Origin of the sequence: Pseudomonas sp. IT-P294, assembly GCF_949767865.1 — a bacterium.
GTDB lineage: Bacteria > Pseudomonadota > Gammaproteobacteria > Pseudomonadales > Pseudomonadaceae > Aquipseudomonas.
On the sequence record NZ_CATKQW010000018.1, the window covers coordinates 1 to 16,702 of the forward strand.

A 16,702-nucleotide genomic window follows, 5' to 3' on the forward strand; every position below is an offset into this window, starting at 1 on the left:
CAATTCCAAAACCCCTGTTTGCTAACGCAGACAGGGGTTTTGTCTTTCTGGCGTCCATAAAAACGCTGACCCCGCCTACCCTTTCCACACTCAGGAACTCTGCGAGCCAACACCTTGTGGCACCAGAACTGTCCTCGACCCCTTCAAATGCCAGCGGTTACGCCTGCGGTGCTCTAGCACGCCGTTCGGCGGGAATACTGGTCATTTGTTTCATACAGCTAAGTATTCCCGGTTCTGTGCCGAAAGACTGATGAGACATGCGCGCACCAAAGTAGAGCGGTCGAAAGGCGCCGTCTGCGCTGTTACATGGAATGTTGCACCTGGAACGCATCCCCACTTTTTGCATAGAAGTCCCATGAAATGAATCTCAAATTCAGCCATAAAATCCTTCTGGCCGCTTCTGGCGTCGTGGTGCTGGCGTTTGCGTTGTTCACTTTGTACAACGACTATCTGCAGCGAAACACGATCCGGCAGAACCTCGAATCGTCCGTCCAGCAAGCCGGCGACCTGACTGCCAGCAGCGTGCAGAACTGGATGAGTGGGCGTGTGCTGGTCTTGGAAAACCTCGCGCAAAACGTTGCTCATCAAGGCGCCAACGCCGACCTTCCGGGTCTGGTCGATCAACCGGCTTTCACTTCCAACTTCCAGTTCACCTACGTTGGCCAGGCCAATGGTGTATTCACTCAGCGCCCCGATGCGAAGATGCCGGACGGTTACGATCCGCGTCAGCGTCCTTGGTATAAACAAGCTGTAGCTGCCGACAAGACCATGTTGACTCCGCCCTATATGGCAGCTGTTGGCGGCCTGGTGGTCACCATCGCCATGCCGGTGAAGAAGAATGGAGAATTGCTCGGCGTGGTCGGTGGTGACCTGAGCCTGGAAACCCTGGTGAAGATCATCAATTCGGTGGACTTCGGTGGTATCGGTCATGCGTTCCTGGTCAGCGCCGACGGACAGGTCATCGTCAGCCCGGACAAAGACCAGGTGATGAAAAACCTGAAGGACATCTATTCGAACGCCGGTGTGCGCATCGAGAAGGGCAATCAGGAAGTCACTCTGAACAAGCAGGACCGAATCCTCTCGTTCACGCCGGTCAGCGGTTTGCCAAATGCCGAGTGGTACATCGGTCTGTCGATCGATAAGGACAAGGCCTACGCACCGCTGAGTCAATTCCGCACCTCCGCCTTGATCGCGATGTTTATCGCCGTCAGCGTTATTGCAGTGCTCCTGAGCCTGCTGATCAATGTGCTGATGCGTCCGTTGACTACCATGAGCCGCGCGATGCAGGACATCGCCCAGGGCGAGGGCGACTTGACCCGTCGTCTGTCCGTGGAAAGCAAAGATGAGTTCGGTGAATTGGGCAGTTCTTTCAATCAGTTCGTAGAGAGGATTCACGCCTCGATTTCCGAAGTGTCCTCGGCGACTCGTCAGGTTCATGACCTGTCCCAGCGTGTAATGGCATCGTCCAACGCCTCAATCGTCGGCTCCGATGAGCAAAGTGCCCGCACCAACAGCGTGGCCGCCGCAATTAATCAGTTAGGCGCCGCTACTCAGGAAATTGCCCGTAACGCCGCGGACGCTTCGCAGCACGCCAGCGGCGCAAGCGAGCAGGCCGATGACGGTCGTCAGGTGGTGGAAAAAACCATTCTGGCCATGACCGAGCTGTCGCAGAAAATCAGCCTGTCCTGCACCCAGATCGAAACCCTGAATGCCAGCACCGATAACATCGGGCACATTCTGGATGTGATCAAAGGCATCTCCCAGCAGACCAATTTGCTGGCACTCAACGCGGCCATCGAAGCAGCCCGAGCGGGTGAAGCCGGTCGCGGTTTTGCGGTGGTGGCGGACGAAGTGCGCAACCTGGCACATCGCACGCAGGAATCGGCGGAAGAGATCCACAAGATGATCACCTCGCTGCAGATCGGTTCCCGCGAAGCGGTGACGACCATGAATGCGAGCCAGGTCTCCAGCGAAGAGACTGTCGAGGTGGCGAATCAGGCCGGCCTGCGACTGGTGAGTGTTACCCAGCGCATAGGCGAAATCGACGGGATGAACCAGTCGGTAGCAGCCGCGACCGAAGAACAGACGGCAGTAGTGGAAACCCTCAACGTTGACGTTAATCAGATCAACCTGCTGAACCAGCAGAGCGTGGCGAACCTCAATGAAACATTGAAGGATTGCGATGCATTGTCGTTGCAGGCGAACCGGTTGAAGCAGTTGGTGGATAGCTTCAAGATCTAACAGTTCAGGCCCGCCGAGTTATCGTTCATCGCGGGCAAGCCCGCTCCTACAGGTTGATCGCGTTTCCTCAAATGAAATGCGGTCTAAATGTGGGAGCGGGATTGCCTGCGATGGCGGTAGTTCAATCACCGCCAAACGAAAGCCCTACGCAAATAGCTTCAACACATTATTCATCGCGTCATCGGCAAACCCCTGCACAAAATCCTTGAATCCCGGCAAAGCCTCGGCGCCGCCCTGCGCCGGTTCGGCAATGATCGTCCAGGTCGCCCGCGACTTGCCCGCACCCAGCGGTTCTACACTCATCGCCGCCCACAAATTGGCCACGCCCAACGTGTTGTAGATCGTGGTCCACGTCATGCTCAGCGCTTGGTCATCGCGCGAATTCAGCTGCTCGACCACCAGGTTGCCGTCCTTGAAAAATTTCTTGCGCAGCGACGACACGCCTTCTCCCGTCATCTCGATATGCGAGAGCGCCGGAATGAATTTGTCGAAGCCGGCAAAGTTACCGACCACCGCCCAGGCTTGTGCGGCATCCGTCGGTACCTCCACAGAAGATACGACGTGGCAGCCGTGAGGGTTTTTGATCAGGGTATCGGGTTGCAGAGTGCTCATGGTCTTGCTCCATTGGGTTTTAATGAATCAGATGAAGTTGATTTCTTTGAGGTAGTCGCAGCCACGGCGCAGCAACGCCGGGGATTTTTCCGGGTAATGCGCGCCCATCTGCCGAACGCCAGCCTGGGCGTTGTCGTGGCCGATCATCGAGATGTCGCCGATGTCTTCCTCGAAGCCGTTGAGGTAGAACCCGAGCACGCCGAACAGCGCGTTGTCGCTGTCGACCCGACCGAGTTGCTGCTGCCAGTCAGCGACACTAACCATGGCGAATTCCCGGCCGGCGTCACGGAATGACGCAACGTAGTCGTCCCAGCTCAGAGGCTCGGGGTTATGCAGGTTGAACACGGCTTTTTCGGGCTGATAGCGGCTGGCATGGAAGGCGATGAACCGGGCCAGAAAGTCCACCGGCATCAGGTCGAAATTCAGCGCGAACTCCGGCACCTGACCGAGTTGAATCGATCCCTTGAGCATCAGCATCAAGCGGTTTTTGTGCGGCTGACAAACGCCGGTGAGGCTGTTGAAACTGATGTTTCCCGGACGGTAAAGATTGACCCGCACCCCGCGCTCGCGCGCTCGTTCAAGGATTCGCTCACCGACCCATTTCGACAGGTTGTAGCCGTTCTTGATGTAGATCGGCGGGGTCTGTGCGGCGGGCAATTCCAAAACCCGACCATCGTCGGCAATCGTGCTCGAGGCCGACAGCGTGGAGACGAAGTTGAAGATCTTCTTGCTGCGCCCTTCACATAGGCGCAGGCACTCGAAAATCGGCTCAACGTTATCTCGCGCCAGCGACTCGTAATCGAGCACGTGATTGACGTTGGCGGCGTTGTGCACCAACGCGCCGAACTCCCGATCCAAACGCTCGTAAATGGCCGGTGCGAGCCCCAGTGACGGACGCGTAATGTCCGCCGCATGAACCTGTACCCGACTCAGGTCCAGATGCTCCAGACGGTTTTCGCGCAACGCATGAGCGAAACGTTCAGCTGCCGATTGCCCGTCGCCATCACGCACCAGACACGCCACTTCACTGACGCCCCACGCCAACAACGCCTCGACGATATGCACGCCGACAAAGCTGTTGGCACCCGTGACGATCACCTTGTGCACATCGCCCATGCGGCTGATTGGCAGCGGCTGAATATCCAGCTCACGGAAGGCATCTGCCAGCGCCTGCGCACTCAGCACTTCCTCGGTGCCTGAGCCACGGACCAGGGTTGCCAGTTTCGCAATGGTCGGTAATTCGATAAAGCGGTTGATCGAGATACTGCGACCGAATTCCTCACGCAATCGCAGCAGCATCCGCGACAACAGAATCGAGTGGCCTCCCAGATTGAAGAAGCTTTCGTCGGTCGAAATATCGCTGGGTGGCAGCTCCAGCAACTCGGCCCAAATCTCAAGCAAGAGTGCTTCATCGGCGCTGGCCGGGAGGCGTCGCACCGTGTTTTCGCAAACATTCACCGGCAGGGTCAGTAGCGCCTTACGATCGACCTTGCCATTGCTGGCGAACGGCATGCTGGTCAGTTCGGTCCAGGCGCCGGGCTGCATGTAGTCTGGCAAAAACTGCATCGCGTGAGCCCTCAAGGCTTCGCGAGCAGCGCCGGGTTGCTCCTCCTGTGGCTGCGCCAGGAACGCCAGAATGCGCCGCTGGCTGTCGATGACCACAGCCACTTGGCGGTACAACTGACTGTCGCGCAGGCAACGCTCGATCTCCTCCGGCTCGACCCGAAAGCCGCGAATCTTTACCTGGTTGTCCCGTCGTCCACACAGCTCGATGCCGTCAGGGGTCCACTTCGCCATGTCGCCGGTACGGTAGGCGCGCAGGGTCTGGCCGTGGGGCAGGGTCAGGTTCAGATAGCGCTCGGCGGTCTGCTGCGGGTTGTTCAGGTAACCCAGACAAACCCCCGGCCCGACGATGTACAACTCGCCGACAGTCTGCTCGGTCACGGGTTGCAAACCCTCATCCAGAATCAGCACCTGACTGTTGGCAATCGGTGCGCCAAGAGTGCGGTTGCTGTCGCCATTGCGCAGCTGTCGAGCCGTGATCAGCACCGTCGCTTCGGTCGGACCATAGAGGTTGTAGAGGTTGCCCTGGCGGGTGAGTTGCTCGATGACATAGGGCTCGCAGACATCGCCACCGGTCATCACATGATCCAGGACCTGCAGCTGCTCCAGCGGCAGAATGCTCAGCAGTGCCGGCGGCAGGAACGCATGGCTCAGCTGTTGATGACGGATCAGTTCAACCAGTTGCAAGGGATCGCGGCGCTGATCATCGCTGGGCACGATCAGTTCGGCGCCCTGAAGCAAGGTCGGGAAAATATCGATCAGCGACGAGTCGAAACTCAGCGATGAAAACTGCAGCGCCCGGCTTTGTTCAGTCAGTTGCACATAGTCGGCGTACCACGCGGTGAAGTGCGCGAGGTTGGCCTGGCTGAGCAACACGCCTTTGGGATGTCCGGTGGTGCCCGACGTATAAAGCGCCATGCACGGTGCATCGAGATCAGGTCGCTGGCGCATCAAGGATTGGCCGAGATCGACGTCATCAGCTTCGATTTGGCTGATGTCCAGCGCTGGCATTTCATCGGCCAGTGGATGTTGGCCGTCGTGCAGCAACAACACGGCCCCGGCGTTTGAAAGAATGTACTGCTGACGTTGCAGTGGATGGCTTGGCTCCAACGGCAAATACACCGCACCGCTGCCCAGAATCGCCAGAATCCCCGCATACAACGCTGTGCATTTGGGCAGGCAAATCCCGATGACCAACGGCCCTTGATGTTGAGTGAGCAACGGCAGCAATCGCTGCTGGATCGCGCGACTGTGGGCGTGCAATTGCCGATAGTTCAAGGACGTGCCGGCGATGTTCAGTGCAGGTCGTTCGGGTGACTCGACGAAGCGTTGCTCGAGGCGCTCGATCATCGGGATCCGGGCGAGTTGCAGCAGCCCGGGTTGAGCGGTGTTGTTGAATTGATGGACGAAGGCCAGGTGCTCTAGAAACAGCAGGTTTTCCACACGCTCGTAGTGAGGGGCGGCGACCGGTTCGGCCAGCAGAAAATACTCTGCGTCCCGGGAGAACCGACTAACCAGCAGCCCCGCATGATCCACCAGTTCCGCCACTGCTCTGAGGCGCAATGCCTGGCCGTTTCCCGACGGCTCATCGGCAATCGGCACACGAGTGAACAGCCTGCCTGCGTGCATGCACAGCAAGTCCATCGGCGCGAGCCCAGTGACGCCTGGCTTGCCGACACCCAGTTGCAGGCTGAGGCGGGGCGCATCGCTCAAGACTGAAAACGCCTGGCTGGCATCGTCGATCAGCAAATCAAATGGCGGCGCCTCTTCGAACGCCTCACGCCGGACCAGCAAATGACCCTGTTGTTCAAGTTCCAGCGCCAGGTCGGTCAAGGCCTGGCTTTGCCCAATGAGCAGAATGTCGAGACGTCTCATGATGTTCTCCTCGTTAAACCAGGTAGTCGCTGAGGGCGTCTTGGACGCACGGCGAATCGAGCAGCGAACTGCTGCGGAAAAACCGCACGATGTTGGCGACCAGCGGGTGATGGCGATTGATCGGGAAGGCCAGCCCCGAGACTTCGCTCTTGAGTGCACGACGCGTGGCATCGCTGATCTGCAAGGAGTCGATCAGACGAAAATCGAAGGATTTCTGGATGTCGTTGGTCAGGTAATGCGCGATGAACACCGGCAGAATCTGCGCGATACGTTGGCGGTCGTCTTCGCTCGCGGTGTGCCAGTAGATGCGCACCATCCGCGACCAGAATCCGGAGTGGCGACCTTCGTCGAGCAAGTGGTCGGCCATCAGGCCTTTGATCGATTGCTTGACCGTGTCGTCCTTGGCGAACGCCGCGACATCGCCGGTCACGGTGTTCTCGGCGATGGCCACGCAAATCAGTTCAACGGCACTGCGCAGGTGCTCCGGTGCGAGGGCCACGGCCGCCGGTATGGCTCGGCTCAATTCGATTTCATCCGGCAGCTCGATCGGCGTGATGCCGGTCATGGCGACGGTCTGTTGCATGAAGTCCATGGCCACGAGCGCGTGGTAATCCTCGTCCACCACCACGGTCATGGCGTCATAGCGACAGGCGAACGGGAACGTTACGGCGAAGCGGTTCTTGGCGATGCTGCGCGCGGTCTTGTCGACGATCTCGGTCTCGAAAATCACCACGTCGTTGATGAATTTGTAGAGCGTCTGCACCAGTGCGAAGTCGCGTTGCTCCGGGCATTCGCGCAGGAAGGTTTCGCTCAGCACCAGCGGTTGGCGACTCAAGGGATAGATCAATTTGTTATCGTTCTCCAGCACGCGCCGGGGGCGGGTGCGGATGGTCGCGCGGCTCTCCCAGGCGTCGGCGAAGGATTGGTAGTCGGCGGCGTTCATGCGTTCACCTCGGCAACCGGTTCGTTCATGCTCTGGCGTAAGCCGTCCCACAGGGCGATGCGGCTCTCTACGGCGGCAATCGCGCTGGCGTAGACATCGGCTTCGCGTTGCGGATCACCATCGACCAGTCGTGCCAGCAGTTTTTCCGCGGCAGGGCCGTGGTCTTCGGAATCGACCTCGATGTGCCGTTCCAGGTAGTAACGGAAGGTCGGCGCTTGTTCGATGCCGATGCCCCAGTCATCCAGAATCCGCTGGAACATTTGCGGAATGACACTCTCACGACCGTGCAGAAACGCGGCCGCCACGCTATGCCCCGGGGCATGCAGCGCGGTGTGCAAGGTGTGGCGCACGAACTGCGCAGCCGCCGGATCAACATCAACGCTTTGCAACGCCACGTCGTAACTCACACCTTCTTGTTGCAACGCCACAAACCGTTCGACCGCGACCGTGCTGGCACCGACTTCGCGCATTGCATCCAGGTACAACTCGAAATGGCTGTAATGACCTTGGGCCGGACGATCGTCGGACTCTTCACCGAGCACAATCTCATTGATCAGGCGCGCAGCCTGCGGGTCTCGCGGCGGCAACCAGGGCAGTTGAACGCAGGTCAATTCCTGTTGCAGACGTTTGGTCAGCGACATGAAATCCCACACTGCAAAGACATGGGTTTCCATGAAACGTTGAAGTACCGACAGTGAATGTATTTCAGAGAAAATCGGGTGCGCACTAAGTTCTGCTTTCTTTTGGTTTAGACGTTCTTTATGCGTTTTCATGAGCGAACCTATAGGTGATTTGAAATGCCGATATGGGCGCGTAGATCAATAAGTGAAAGTCGTTTGACGTTTTCTGTTGGCGAGCGAATGCCTCAAATTAATTGATGAGTTTGCGTTGAACGTAGAGCGCCAGGTAGCGGCTTTGAACCACCGTATTCAGAGGCGGCGGAGAAAAACTAATACAGGAATAAAGTTCCCGGCAAGTTATTTTTATATTATTTGAAAGTTATAGTTTCTTGCGCGCGATAAGCCCCGATAAAACATTTGTTAGTTGTTTTATTTGGGCGTAGTTGCTCCTTTCGACTAATAACAATCAAAATTCAGGTAAAGAGTGAATGCCTCACTCGAAGCAACTTTCTAAAGGTGTCGTTTAGATGATGTAGGGGGGTGGAAGTTGGCTGGGATTAACGCCGGTTCTTCCTTTCCCGTGACAAGACTCCTTCCGTAGGTTCTTGGTGCGGGGACTGCTTCGCGGGATGCGGAGCGTCGCCCGTTCTTTATTTATTGGCAGCCCAAGAGTGAGCGTAAATCAAGGCAGCCGCTATCACCGGGTTGTCATAAACCGGTGCAATGAATGGGGCGGGGGGAAGTCGTTCGGCGAAAGGGCCTTGGCCACGGGAAGTGCGGTCGTTAAAGCGGTTCGGCAGGACGCCGGAGGATGTGTAAGAGGATTTGTCGCGGATTCATCAGGTTGAATGGCGGTCAATGAAACAAGGGCCGGGATGCCACCCGTTTCATTGACCGCTGCGATTAGCGGTTGGTTTTCCTGCTCTGCGCCTCGGGGCTGTTGAGGTAACGCGTGATGACCTCCACACCGCGATTGAGGTGATGTTCGAGCAGCTTTACCGCGCGGTCGATGTCACGATTTTCGACGGCCGATAACAGCGCTCGGTGATCTTCCTGGGACAGTTTGCCCAGGCCCATGGCTTCCAGGTTAAAGCGCAGGAAACGCTCTTCCTCGTTCAAACCGTCTTCGACCAGTCTCAACAGACGGCGGTTAGGCGCCTTGCTGTAAAGCGCCATGTGGAAGAGGCGATTGAGCCGACCGATTTCGGTGTAGTCATTTTCTGTCTCGAGGCTATCGATATAACGCGCAGCCTCTTCGAAATCCTTGGCGTCGAGTAAGGGAATCGACAACCGCAGGGCTTCGGATTCCAACAGAATCCGCAACGCATAAGTCTCGACGGCGTCACCCTGAACCAGCGGCGCGACGACGGCACCTTTATGCGCGATGACATTGAGCAACGATTGGGCTTCGAGTTGGCGCAAGGCTTCACGCACCGGCATGCGGCTGACGCCGAACAGGTCGGCCAGGTCTTGCTGGCGCAACGCAGTACCGCACGGAATGCGACCGTCGAGAATGGCCGAACGCAGGGTTTCTTCGATCACCGAGCGTGCCAGGTGAGCGGGAATCGGCCCGTTGACCTTGATACTGCTGAGCGGGTTGGGCTTCTGTGTCACTACTACGCACCCTGTTTGACTGAAATATTTGGATCCAAATGGACACTAGTGACTGCTTGTCAGGTTGTCAAACGATCCGGGGATCGTAGCCTGCCACTTATTATGTCATTCGCCATTCAAAGTTTAGCGCGTCACCAGTGATTGCACCGTGCCATTGTCTTTTACCGGGCTAACCTTCACCATCAAACGAATTCCATCTGCCTGATCTGGATGCCTCGCATTGGCGGTACATTTCGCGATCCCTCGGACCTTGCGCTGGCTGTGCTGCGCCTTGCTGCTGGCCGGCGTCATGCTGGGCGGTTTGCATGCCGACTGGGATTTTTCGCTGATCAGCCGTCGCGCGCAGGCATTGTACGGGCCCTTGGGCGAAGGTCAGCAGCGCATTGACGCCTGGCAGCATTTGCTGGCGACGCAAAAGCAGGTCAATGAGCTGGAGCAGCTCAACGTGGTCAACCAGTTCTTCAATAAACAGGTGCGTTACGTTGAGGACATCGATCTGTGGCACCAGGTCGATTATTGGGAAACTCCCATCGAAGCCTTGTGGAAAGGCGCCGGCGACTGCGAAGACTACGCCATTGCCAAGTATTTCAGCCTGCGCCATCTCGGTGTGTCCAGCGACAAGCTGCGCATCACCTACGTCAAGGCGTTGCGCTTGAACCGGGCGCACATGGTATTGACCTATTACTCGAGCCCCGAAGCCATGCCGCTGGTGCTCGACAGCTTGATTGACGCGATCAAGCCGGCCAACCAGCGAACCGATTTGCTGCCGGTCTACTCTTTCAATGCCGAAGGATTGTGGCTGCCTGGTGCCAAGGGCAACAAAAAGGTCGGTGATACGAAACGCCTGTCTCGTTGGCAGGACGTACTGAAGAAAATGCAGGCCGAAGGTTTCCCGGTCGAGACGACTAACTAGGAGCATGCGCTCAGATGTCTTTGTTCAAACAGCTGTTGATCGCTATCTGTCTATTCCTGGTGGTCGCCTTCACCGGTAGCTTCATGGTCAGCCTCGAAAGCTCGCGTACCCAATACGTCAACCAGTTGCGCTCCCACGCCCAGGATGCTGCGACGGCGTTGGCGTTGTCCCTGACGCCGAACATCGATGACCCGGCGATGGTCGAGTTGTTGGTCAGTTCGATCTTCGACAGCGGCTATTACGCGAGCATCCGTGTGGTCGATTTGTCCAACGACAAAACCATCGTCGAGCGCAGTGGCATTCCGGCGGTCAACAATGTGCCGGACTGGTTCGTCAAAATGATCGGCCTGGAGGCGGCCGGTGGCGATGCGATTGTCAGCCGTGGCTGGGAACAGGCGGCGCGGGTCGAGGTGGTCAGCCACCCGATGTTCGCGTTGGCCAAACTGTGGCAGAGCGCGTTGGGCAGCCTCGGCTGGTTGCTGATGTGCGGTGCTGTGAGCGCGGTATTGGGTGCGTTGCTGCTGCGTCGACAACTCAAGCCGCTGGATTACATGGTCAAGCAATCCCACGCCATCGCCCGCCGCGAATTCCTCAGTCTGCCGGAGCTGCCACGCACGCCTGAGTTGCGACGTGTGGTGCAAGCCATGAACCAGATGGTCGAGAAGCTCAAGGCGCTGTTCCAGGAACAGGCCGAACGCAGTGAAAAATTGCGTGTCGAGTCCTATCAGGACAACCTCACGGGCCTGGCCAACCGGCGTTATTTCGAGATGCAGTTGAATGCCCGGGTCAGTAACACGGAGCAGGCAAGTTCCGGTTATCTGCTGCTGTTGCGGGTCAAGGACCTGGCTGGTTTGAACCAGCGGCTGGGTGGTCAGCGCACCGATCAATTGTTGCAAGCGGTGGGCGAGCAGCTGTCCCGCGAGTGCGCCAAGTACCCTGAAACGCAGAACCTTGTCACGCGAATCCGTGGTGGCGAATTTGCCGTGCTGGCGCCAGGTCTGGTGCGCGAAGAAGCCCTGCAACTGGCGCAGAACCTCGACAGCGCCTTGGCGAGCCTGCATGCGACGGGCGCCACCGACGTGGCTTCGGTGGCCTCGATCGGGCTCGCCCCGTTTGTTCATGGCGACTCGCCGCAAGCCGTGTTGAGCCTGGGAGATCAAGCATTGGCCCAAGCCGAAGGGCAAGGTGAGCAGAGCTGGGCGTGTCTTGATCACAGTGCTTCGGCCAGTGTCGGTGATGACCATCACGCCTGGCACACTTTGCTGGATCAGGCGTTGAATCATCACCGTTTCCAATTGTATTTCCAACCAGTGGTGGCCAGCCAGGACACGCAACTGGTGCTGCATTACAAGGTGTTGTCGCGGTTGATCGACGCCGAGGGCCAGACCATTCCCGCTGGACGCTTCCTGCCGTGGCTGGAGCGTTTTGGCTGGACTGCGCGGCTGGATCGGCTGATGTTGGAGCTGGTGCTTGAGCAAATGGCCGAGCATGAACAGTCGCTGGCGCTGAACTTGTCTTCGGCGACGTTGGCCGACCCGCAGGCGTTGAGCAAAATCTTCGAGATTTTACGTATTCACTCCGATCTTGGTCCGCGACTGACCCTGGAAATCGGCGAGGAGCAACTGCCAGAGCAAGCGATGCTGGAAGATCTGACGCGGCGTCTGCGTGAACTTGGGTTCTCATTGAGCCTGCAACGTTTTGGCGGGCGCTTCAGCATGATTGGCAACCTGGCGCGGCTGGGCCTGGCGTACTTGAAGATCGATGGCAGTTACATCCGCGCAATTGATCAGGAGAGTGACAAGCGCTTGTTCATCGAAGCGATTCAGCGCGCGGCGCACAGCATTGATCTGCCATTGATTGCCGAACGGGTAGAGACCGAAGGGGAGTTGTTGGTGATTCGGGAAATGGGGCTGTATGGGGTTCAGGGGCAGTTGTTTGGTGAGCCGAAGCCTTGGCAGTAAATTTTTATAGCTAGGTGGTGAGTTAGTACGTCATCGCGGGCAAGCCCGCTCCCACAGTGGATCTGTGTTGGCCACTAAATTCGGACCAACCCAAAATCCAGTGGGAGCGGGCTTGCCCGCGATGGCGTCAGTGCAGTCACCAATGAGCCTGGGATCTCAGATAAGCCCCGTCTCTTCATCATCAATCAAATGACTCAACCCACCCAACGCCTCACGGGCCTGGGTCCGGTCCATCAGCTTGGCCTGCGCGGCGGCCGGCAGGTCGGTGACGCGGATCACGCCTTTGCTGGTCAGCACCTGGATCAAGTCGTCGAGTACCCGGATCATCTCCAGGTCGCTCTGTTTTAGTTGTTTGAGGCTGGTTTCCATCACCTCGTTGGCGTACCAGGCCTGAATCTCGTGATTATCAGCCGGCAGCGTTTCCGTGGCCTCGGCGTAGGCCGCGGCTTCCACGCGCACTAACTGACCCTGCGCATCGCGTTGCACGTAGAACATTGAGCATCCCTCAGAAATGGACCAGCGTCATGCTGTCAGCAGCATAGGCCAACTGGAACACGAGTATGCGGTGCGGCGACGAAATCGTCACCGGGGGGAAAGGCGCAAACGTGACGGCCGCCCCATAAGGGCGGCCGTTTTTCGTTGGATCAGCTGTTGTTGTGGTCGACTTTGATGGTCGGGTCACTGCCGGCAATCAGCGAGTGAATATTGGCACTGGACCAGTTGTTGCCTTCCAGTTTGATCGTCACATCCGGCGTCGCGGCTGCCGCATCGCCCGAGTTGAATTTGCCGCCGGAACTGACTTGCAACGACGAAACGCCATCCACCGTGGTGATCTTCAGGAAGTTGTCGATGGTGCTGCCGGTTTCGCCTTGCAGCAAGTCGCGCAGGTCGATGCGGTCACCTTCGCTGGCCTTGAAGTCCTTGATCACATCGTTCCCGGTGTCGCCAGCCTTCCAGACGAAGGTGTCGGCACCCGAACCGCCAATCAGGATGTCGTTGCCCTGACCACCCATCAGCGAATCGTTACCCGAGCCACCGAGCAAAATGTCATTGCCCTTGCCGCCGTCGAGCACGTCGTTCCCGCCCGAGCCGAAGAGGATGTCATTGCCCGCACCGCCCAACAGCGTGTCGTTGCCGTCATGGGCACCCGACACATCGAACGCGGTGTAGTGCTCGGTGATGAACTGGTGCACGTTGCTGGTGGTGACTTTGCTGACGTCGACACCGGTCTGCTGCGCTACGAACGCTTGCATCGCCTGGTAACCCTCGCCGGCAACGCCGTTGAAGCTCACCAGGTCGCCGAACAGGATGTCGTTGCCGTCGCCACCGCTGACGGTGTCGTTGCCCGGCATCGTCGCTTCGGTGTGACCGACGATCGAGTTGGCCAAGTCTTTGGGATCGATGTTGGTTTGCGGCGTCTTGTCTGTGTCGTACGGTTTCAGGTCGGAGAGGGTGACGTCCTTGTTCAGGCCGATGGCCTCGACATTCGAAAGGTTGCCTAGCAGCGCGAAGCTGCTATTGGCATTGTCGGTGGTGTTCGAGCTGGAGCTGTTGCCGCTGCCCGCCAGGCTGGACAGCTCGTAGGTGCCGTCACCTTGTGCGTGAACGGTGCCCAGGTTGCTGGAGCTCCAGCCCCACCACGAATTGTAGGTTTGCAGCGTCACTGTGCCTGAACTGTTGATGTTCAGAATGTGCGTGCTGTCGATGGTCGTGGAGAACGTATCGCCCGGCTTGTAGTTGCTGGTTTTCACCACGTCATCGAGCTTCACGTTGCCGAACAGCGTCGGGTTGGTCTGCTCGCCGTTCTGGTAATAGGTCGGCTGGCCGTCGGTGATGAAGTAGGTCAGGTTCTTCGCCCCGGTGTTGGCCACCGCGTCGGCACTCTGGAACCAGTTGGCCGTGGTCTTGAACACGTCCTCGTAGTTGGTACCGCCGCCGGAGGACATCGAGTCCAGCACCGACTTGAGCAGGGTCAGTGCATTCGGATCGTTCAGGTTGACCGCCACCGATTTGTTGACCTGGGTATCGAAGTCCACCAGGAAGATGTTCACCGTGCCCGAGTTGCCGCCCATGCTTTGCTTGAGCGTGTTGAACACTGAGGTCAGCGAGTCCTTGGCGGCGCTGATCGACGACGAACTCATGCTGCCCGAACTGTCGACCATGAACGCGATGTTGTAGTTGGTGCCCGGCACCACGGTCAGGCCGCCGATGTCGGCGACGATGATGTCGTTGCCGTCAGTGCCGGTGACAGTGTCGTTCGCGGCAGTGGCGGTGATCGCGTTGTAGACCGCCGGGTAGACGGTGACCGGGATCGTCGCCGTGCTCAGCGCCGAACCGCCCAGGACCTCGGTGGAGGTCGAGGTCACCGTCAGGTTGAACTGGCCGTTGTAGTACGACGGCGGTGTCACGGTCAGGGTGCCCAGGTTCCAGCCGGTGACGTTGGCTTCGCCGGAGGTCGCAGTAGCGGTGAACGTGTGGCCCGCGCTATCGGTGAGGACCGAGCCCGCCGGGATGCCGCTGATCTTCACGCTCAGGCTTTCGGAGCCGTCGGTGTCAGTCAGGGCCGTCTTGATCGCGGTCAGGTGAACGCTGGTGCCTTCGGCGCCAGTATTGAGTTTGTAGCCGTCGTAGTAACCCTCACCGTTGGTACCGTGCAGGTCGGAGACGGTGACGCCGGAAGCGGCCAGATCCGCCACGCCGGTGTACAGCGGCACGCCGGCACTGCTCAGGTCGATTGCCGCACCGCCGTTGACCGACAGGTTAACGTCATAGTTACCCGGGCCGCTCTGGTTGTGGTGGTAGATATCCAGCGTGTAGTAACCGCTGGTGGTCGGGGTGAACGAGCCGTTCAGGTTGCCGCCCGCGCCCCACGTGATGGCCGCGACGTTCTTGCCGCCGATGGTCACCAGCAGGCTGTCATCGCCGGTGCCGGTAAAGGTGTAAGTCTTGCCGGCTTCGAGGTAGATCAGGCCGGAGGTTTTCGACGCCGTGCCTGCCGCGACGCTGCCGTCGGACTGCACGTTGGTCACCGTGCCACTGGAGTTCGGTGTGCCCGCGCCATCAATGACACTTTTCAGCGTGCCCGAAGACGCGCCGCTGCCATCGGTACCGAGGCCCGACAGGCCGGTCCAGACTTCTTTGATCAACCCGGTGGATTTGACGCTGTTGTCCGCAACGCTCAGGGAGGGTGCGTCGGCCACAGGGGTGATGTCGATTTTGATCGTGCCGGTGTCGCCCAGCGCCGAGCCGTCGGTTGGCTGGAACTTGATCTGCGCGTAGTCCGCCAGATTGTTGCCCATGCCCGTGCCGCCATAACCATTGGCACCGGATTCGTTGGCATCCGGCAGGAAGCGTACTTTACCCGCGTCGATGTCCGCCTTGGTCAGGGTCTGGTTGTTAGTGACATCAGCCCAGGTCGAACCGTTCAGGTACTGCAACTTGCCTTCGCCCGGCAGGCCGGTGATTTTCACGCCGAGGCTGGCAGCTGGACTGTCGACGTCGCTGACGCCGAAAGTCGACCAACTGAGGATCAGTGGAGTGTCTTCGGTCCCGGTGACGTTGACCGGTGCGGCGGTCGGCGCATCGTTCACCGCCACCACGTTGACGGTGGTGGTCGCGGTGTTGGAGTAGTTGCTGCCATCGGTCACCGTCACGGTGATGATCCGCGGCACGGTGCTCGGGTCTTCACTGCTGTTGGTGAAGCTGATGTTTTTGATCTGCTGCATGTAGTCGGCCAGCGTCGCGTTGCCGGACAACGTCAGCGTGACGGTGCCGTCTTTGCTGTTGGCATTGATGGTGATGCCGTTGACGCTGTTGCCCAGGTTCAGCGCATCACCCGGCTGACGGTTGGTCAGCACGATGGTCGCGCCGGTCAGCATGGTGCTGTCCGGGTCGGTGATTTTCAGGTCGGTGTCGCCAATTGACACACCCTGGCCGGTGGTGCCTTCGGTGAAGGTCACGTTGTAATTGGCTCCGGTGGCTCCACTGGAATTGTTGGCATCAAGGTCGAGCACCGGCGGCGCATCGTTGTCGACGATTGCAGTGCTGATGCTGCCATTGGTTGCGCTGATCGCCAGGTTCTCGAAGTTGCCTCCGGTGGCCGAGTCGATCTTGACCACGAAGTTTTCGGTGCTTTCAGTGATCCTGTCGTCCAGCGTCGCGACGTTGAAATTCGCCGTGCTGGCGCCGGCCGGAATTTTCACGGTGTACACACCGGTGAAGTCCGAACCGTCGGCCGCGGTGCCGCTGTAGGTGATCTTCAGGGTGACTTCGGTCTGCGCCGGGTGGGTCAGGCTGACGGTGTAGCTGGCGGTCTGGCCTTCAGTCACTGAGGTGCTGCCGGTGATGCTTACTTCGGTTT

Annotated in this window: 11 protein-coding genes; 4 read left to right on the forward strand and 7 right to left on the reverse strand. The window is 58.6% G+C overall.

The genetic code is table 11. The features are described from left to right. Both ACM6I0_RS14890 and ACM6I0_RS14895 read left to right on the forward strand, forming a co-directional pair. The coding region (locus ACM6I0_RS14890; RefSeq protein ID WP_414922691.1) for a hypothetical protein at positions 1 to 251 on the forward strand (251 nt) is incomplete at its 5' end. Between the two features lie 109 nt (positions 252 to 360). Further along, complete coding sequence (locus ACM6I0_RS14895) at positions 361 to 2,241, forward strand: methyl-accepting chemotaxis protein (RefSeq protein WP_285432335.1); 1,881 nt, start codon at positions 361 to 363, stop codon at positions 2,239 to 2,241. 144 nt (positions 2,242 to 2,385) lie between these two features. Here ACM6I0_RS14895 and ACM6I0_RS14900 read toward each other — a convergent pair whose 3' ends face one another. From ACM6I0_RS14900 to ACM6I0_RS14920, 5 genes are all read right to left on the reverse strand, one after another. Then, positions 2,386 to 2,853, reverse strand: coding sequence for an SRPBCC family protein (locus ACM6I0_RS14900; protein ID WP_285432337.1), 468 nt, complete (start codon positions 2,851 to 2,853; stop codon positions 2,386 to 2,388). Positions 2,854 to 2,880: 27 nt separating this feature from the next. Beyond that, positions 2,881 to 6,291 (reverse strand): amino acid adenylation domain-containing protein, encoded by a 3,411-nt coding sequence (locus ACM6I0_RS14905; RefSeq protein ID WP_414922692.1) that lies wholly within the window; start codon positions 6,289 to 6,291, stop codon positions 2,881 to 2,883. Positions 6,292 to 6,304: 13 nt separating this feature from the next. Next, complete coding sequence (locus tag ACM6I0_RS14910) at positions 6,305 to 7,234, reverse strand: diiron oxygenase (protein ID WP_414922693.1); 930 nt, start codon at positions 7,232 to 7,234, stop codon at positions 6,305 to 6,307. Continuing rightward, complete coding sequence (locus tag ACM6I0_RS14915; RefSeq protein WP_414922694.1) at positions 7,231 to 8,007, reverse strand: DUF3050 domain-containing protein; 777 nt, start codon at positions 8,005 to 8,007, stop codon at positions 7,231 to 7,233. The genes ACM6I0_RS14910 and ACM6I0_RS14915 overlap by 4 nt, the downstream gene beginning before the upstream one ends. 750 nt (positions 8,008 to 8,757) lie before the next feature. Next, positions 8,758 to 9,468 (reverse strand): GntR family transcriptional regulator, encoded by a 711-nt coding sequence (locus tag ACM6I0_RS14920; protein ID WP_285432344.1) that lies wholly within the window; start codon positions 9,466 to 9,468, stop codon positions 8,758 to 8,760. Positions 9,469 to 9,688: 220 nt separating this feature from the next. Here ACM6I0_RS14920 and lapG point away from each other — a divergent pair, with 220 nt between their 5' ends. Both lapG and lapD read left to right on the forward strand, forming a co-directional pair. Further along, positions 9,689 to 10,381 (forward strand): cysteine protease LapG, encoded by a 693-nt coding sequence (gene lapG, locus ACM6I0_RS14925; RefSeq protein ID WP_285432346.1) that lies wholly within the window; start codon positions 9,689 to 9,691, stop codon positions 10,379 to 10,381. A gap of 14 nt (positions 10,382 to 10,395) precedes the next feature. Then, complete coding sequence (gene lapD, locus ACM6I0_RS14930) at positions 10,396 to 12,342, forward strand: cyclic di-GMP receptor LapD (protein ID WP_285432348.1); 1,947 nt, start codon at positions 10,396 to 10,398, stop codon at positions 12,340 to 12,342. Between the two features lie 156 nt (positions 12,343 to 12,498). Here lapD and ACM6I0_RS14935 read toward each other — a convergent pair whose 3' ends face one another. Both ACM6I0_RS14935 and ACM6I0_RS14940 read right to left on the reverse strand, forming a co-directional pair. Next, on the reverse strand, positions 12,499 to 12,837 hold the full coding sequence (locus tag ACM6I0_RS14935) for a tryptophan synthase subunit beta (protein WP_090177231.1): 339 nt from the start codon (positions 12,835 to 12,837) through the stop codon (positions 12,499 to 12,501). Between the two features lie 149 nt (positions 12,838 to 12,986). Beyond that, positions 12,987 to 16,702 (reverse strand): beta strand repeat-containing protein (locus ACM6I0_RS14940; RefSeq protein WP_414922695.1); only part of this gene is annotated, 3,716 nt, incomplete at its 5' end.

Coding starts and splice junctions, on each gene's coding strand:
- ACM6I0_RS14895 (WP_285432335.1), top strand. CDS start 361: ATGAATCTCAAATTCAGCCATAAAATCCTTCTGGCCGCTTCTGGCGTC.
- ACM6I0_RS14900 (WP_285432337.1), bottom strand. CDS start 2,853: ATGAGCACTCTGCAACCCGATACCCTGATCAAAAACCCTCACGGCTGC.
- ACM6I0_RS14905 (WP_414922692.1), bottom strand. CDS start 6,291: ATGAGACGTCTCGACATTCTGCTCATTGGGCAAAGCCAGGCCTTGACC.
- ACM6I0_RS14910 (WP_414922693.1), bottom strand. CDS start 7,234: ATGAACGCCGCCGACTACCAATCCTTCGCCGACGCCTGGGAGAGCCGC.
- ACM6I0_RS14915 (WP_414922694.1), bottom strand. CDS start 8,007: ATGAAAACGCATAAAGAACGTCTAAACCAAAAGAAAGCAGAACTTAGT.
- lapD (WP_285432348.1), top strand. CDS start 10,396: ATGTCTTTGTTCAAACAGCTGTTGATCGCTATCTGTCTATTCCTGGTG.
- ACM6I0_RS14935 (WP_090177231.1), bottom strand. CDS start 12,837: ATGTTCTACGTGCAACGCGATGCGCAGGGTCAGTTAGTGCGCGTGGAA.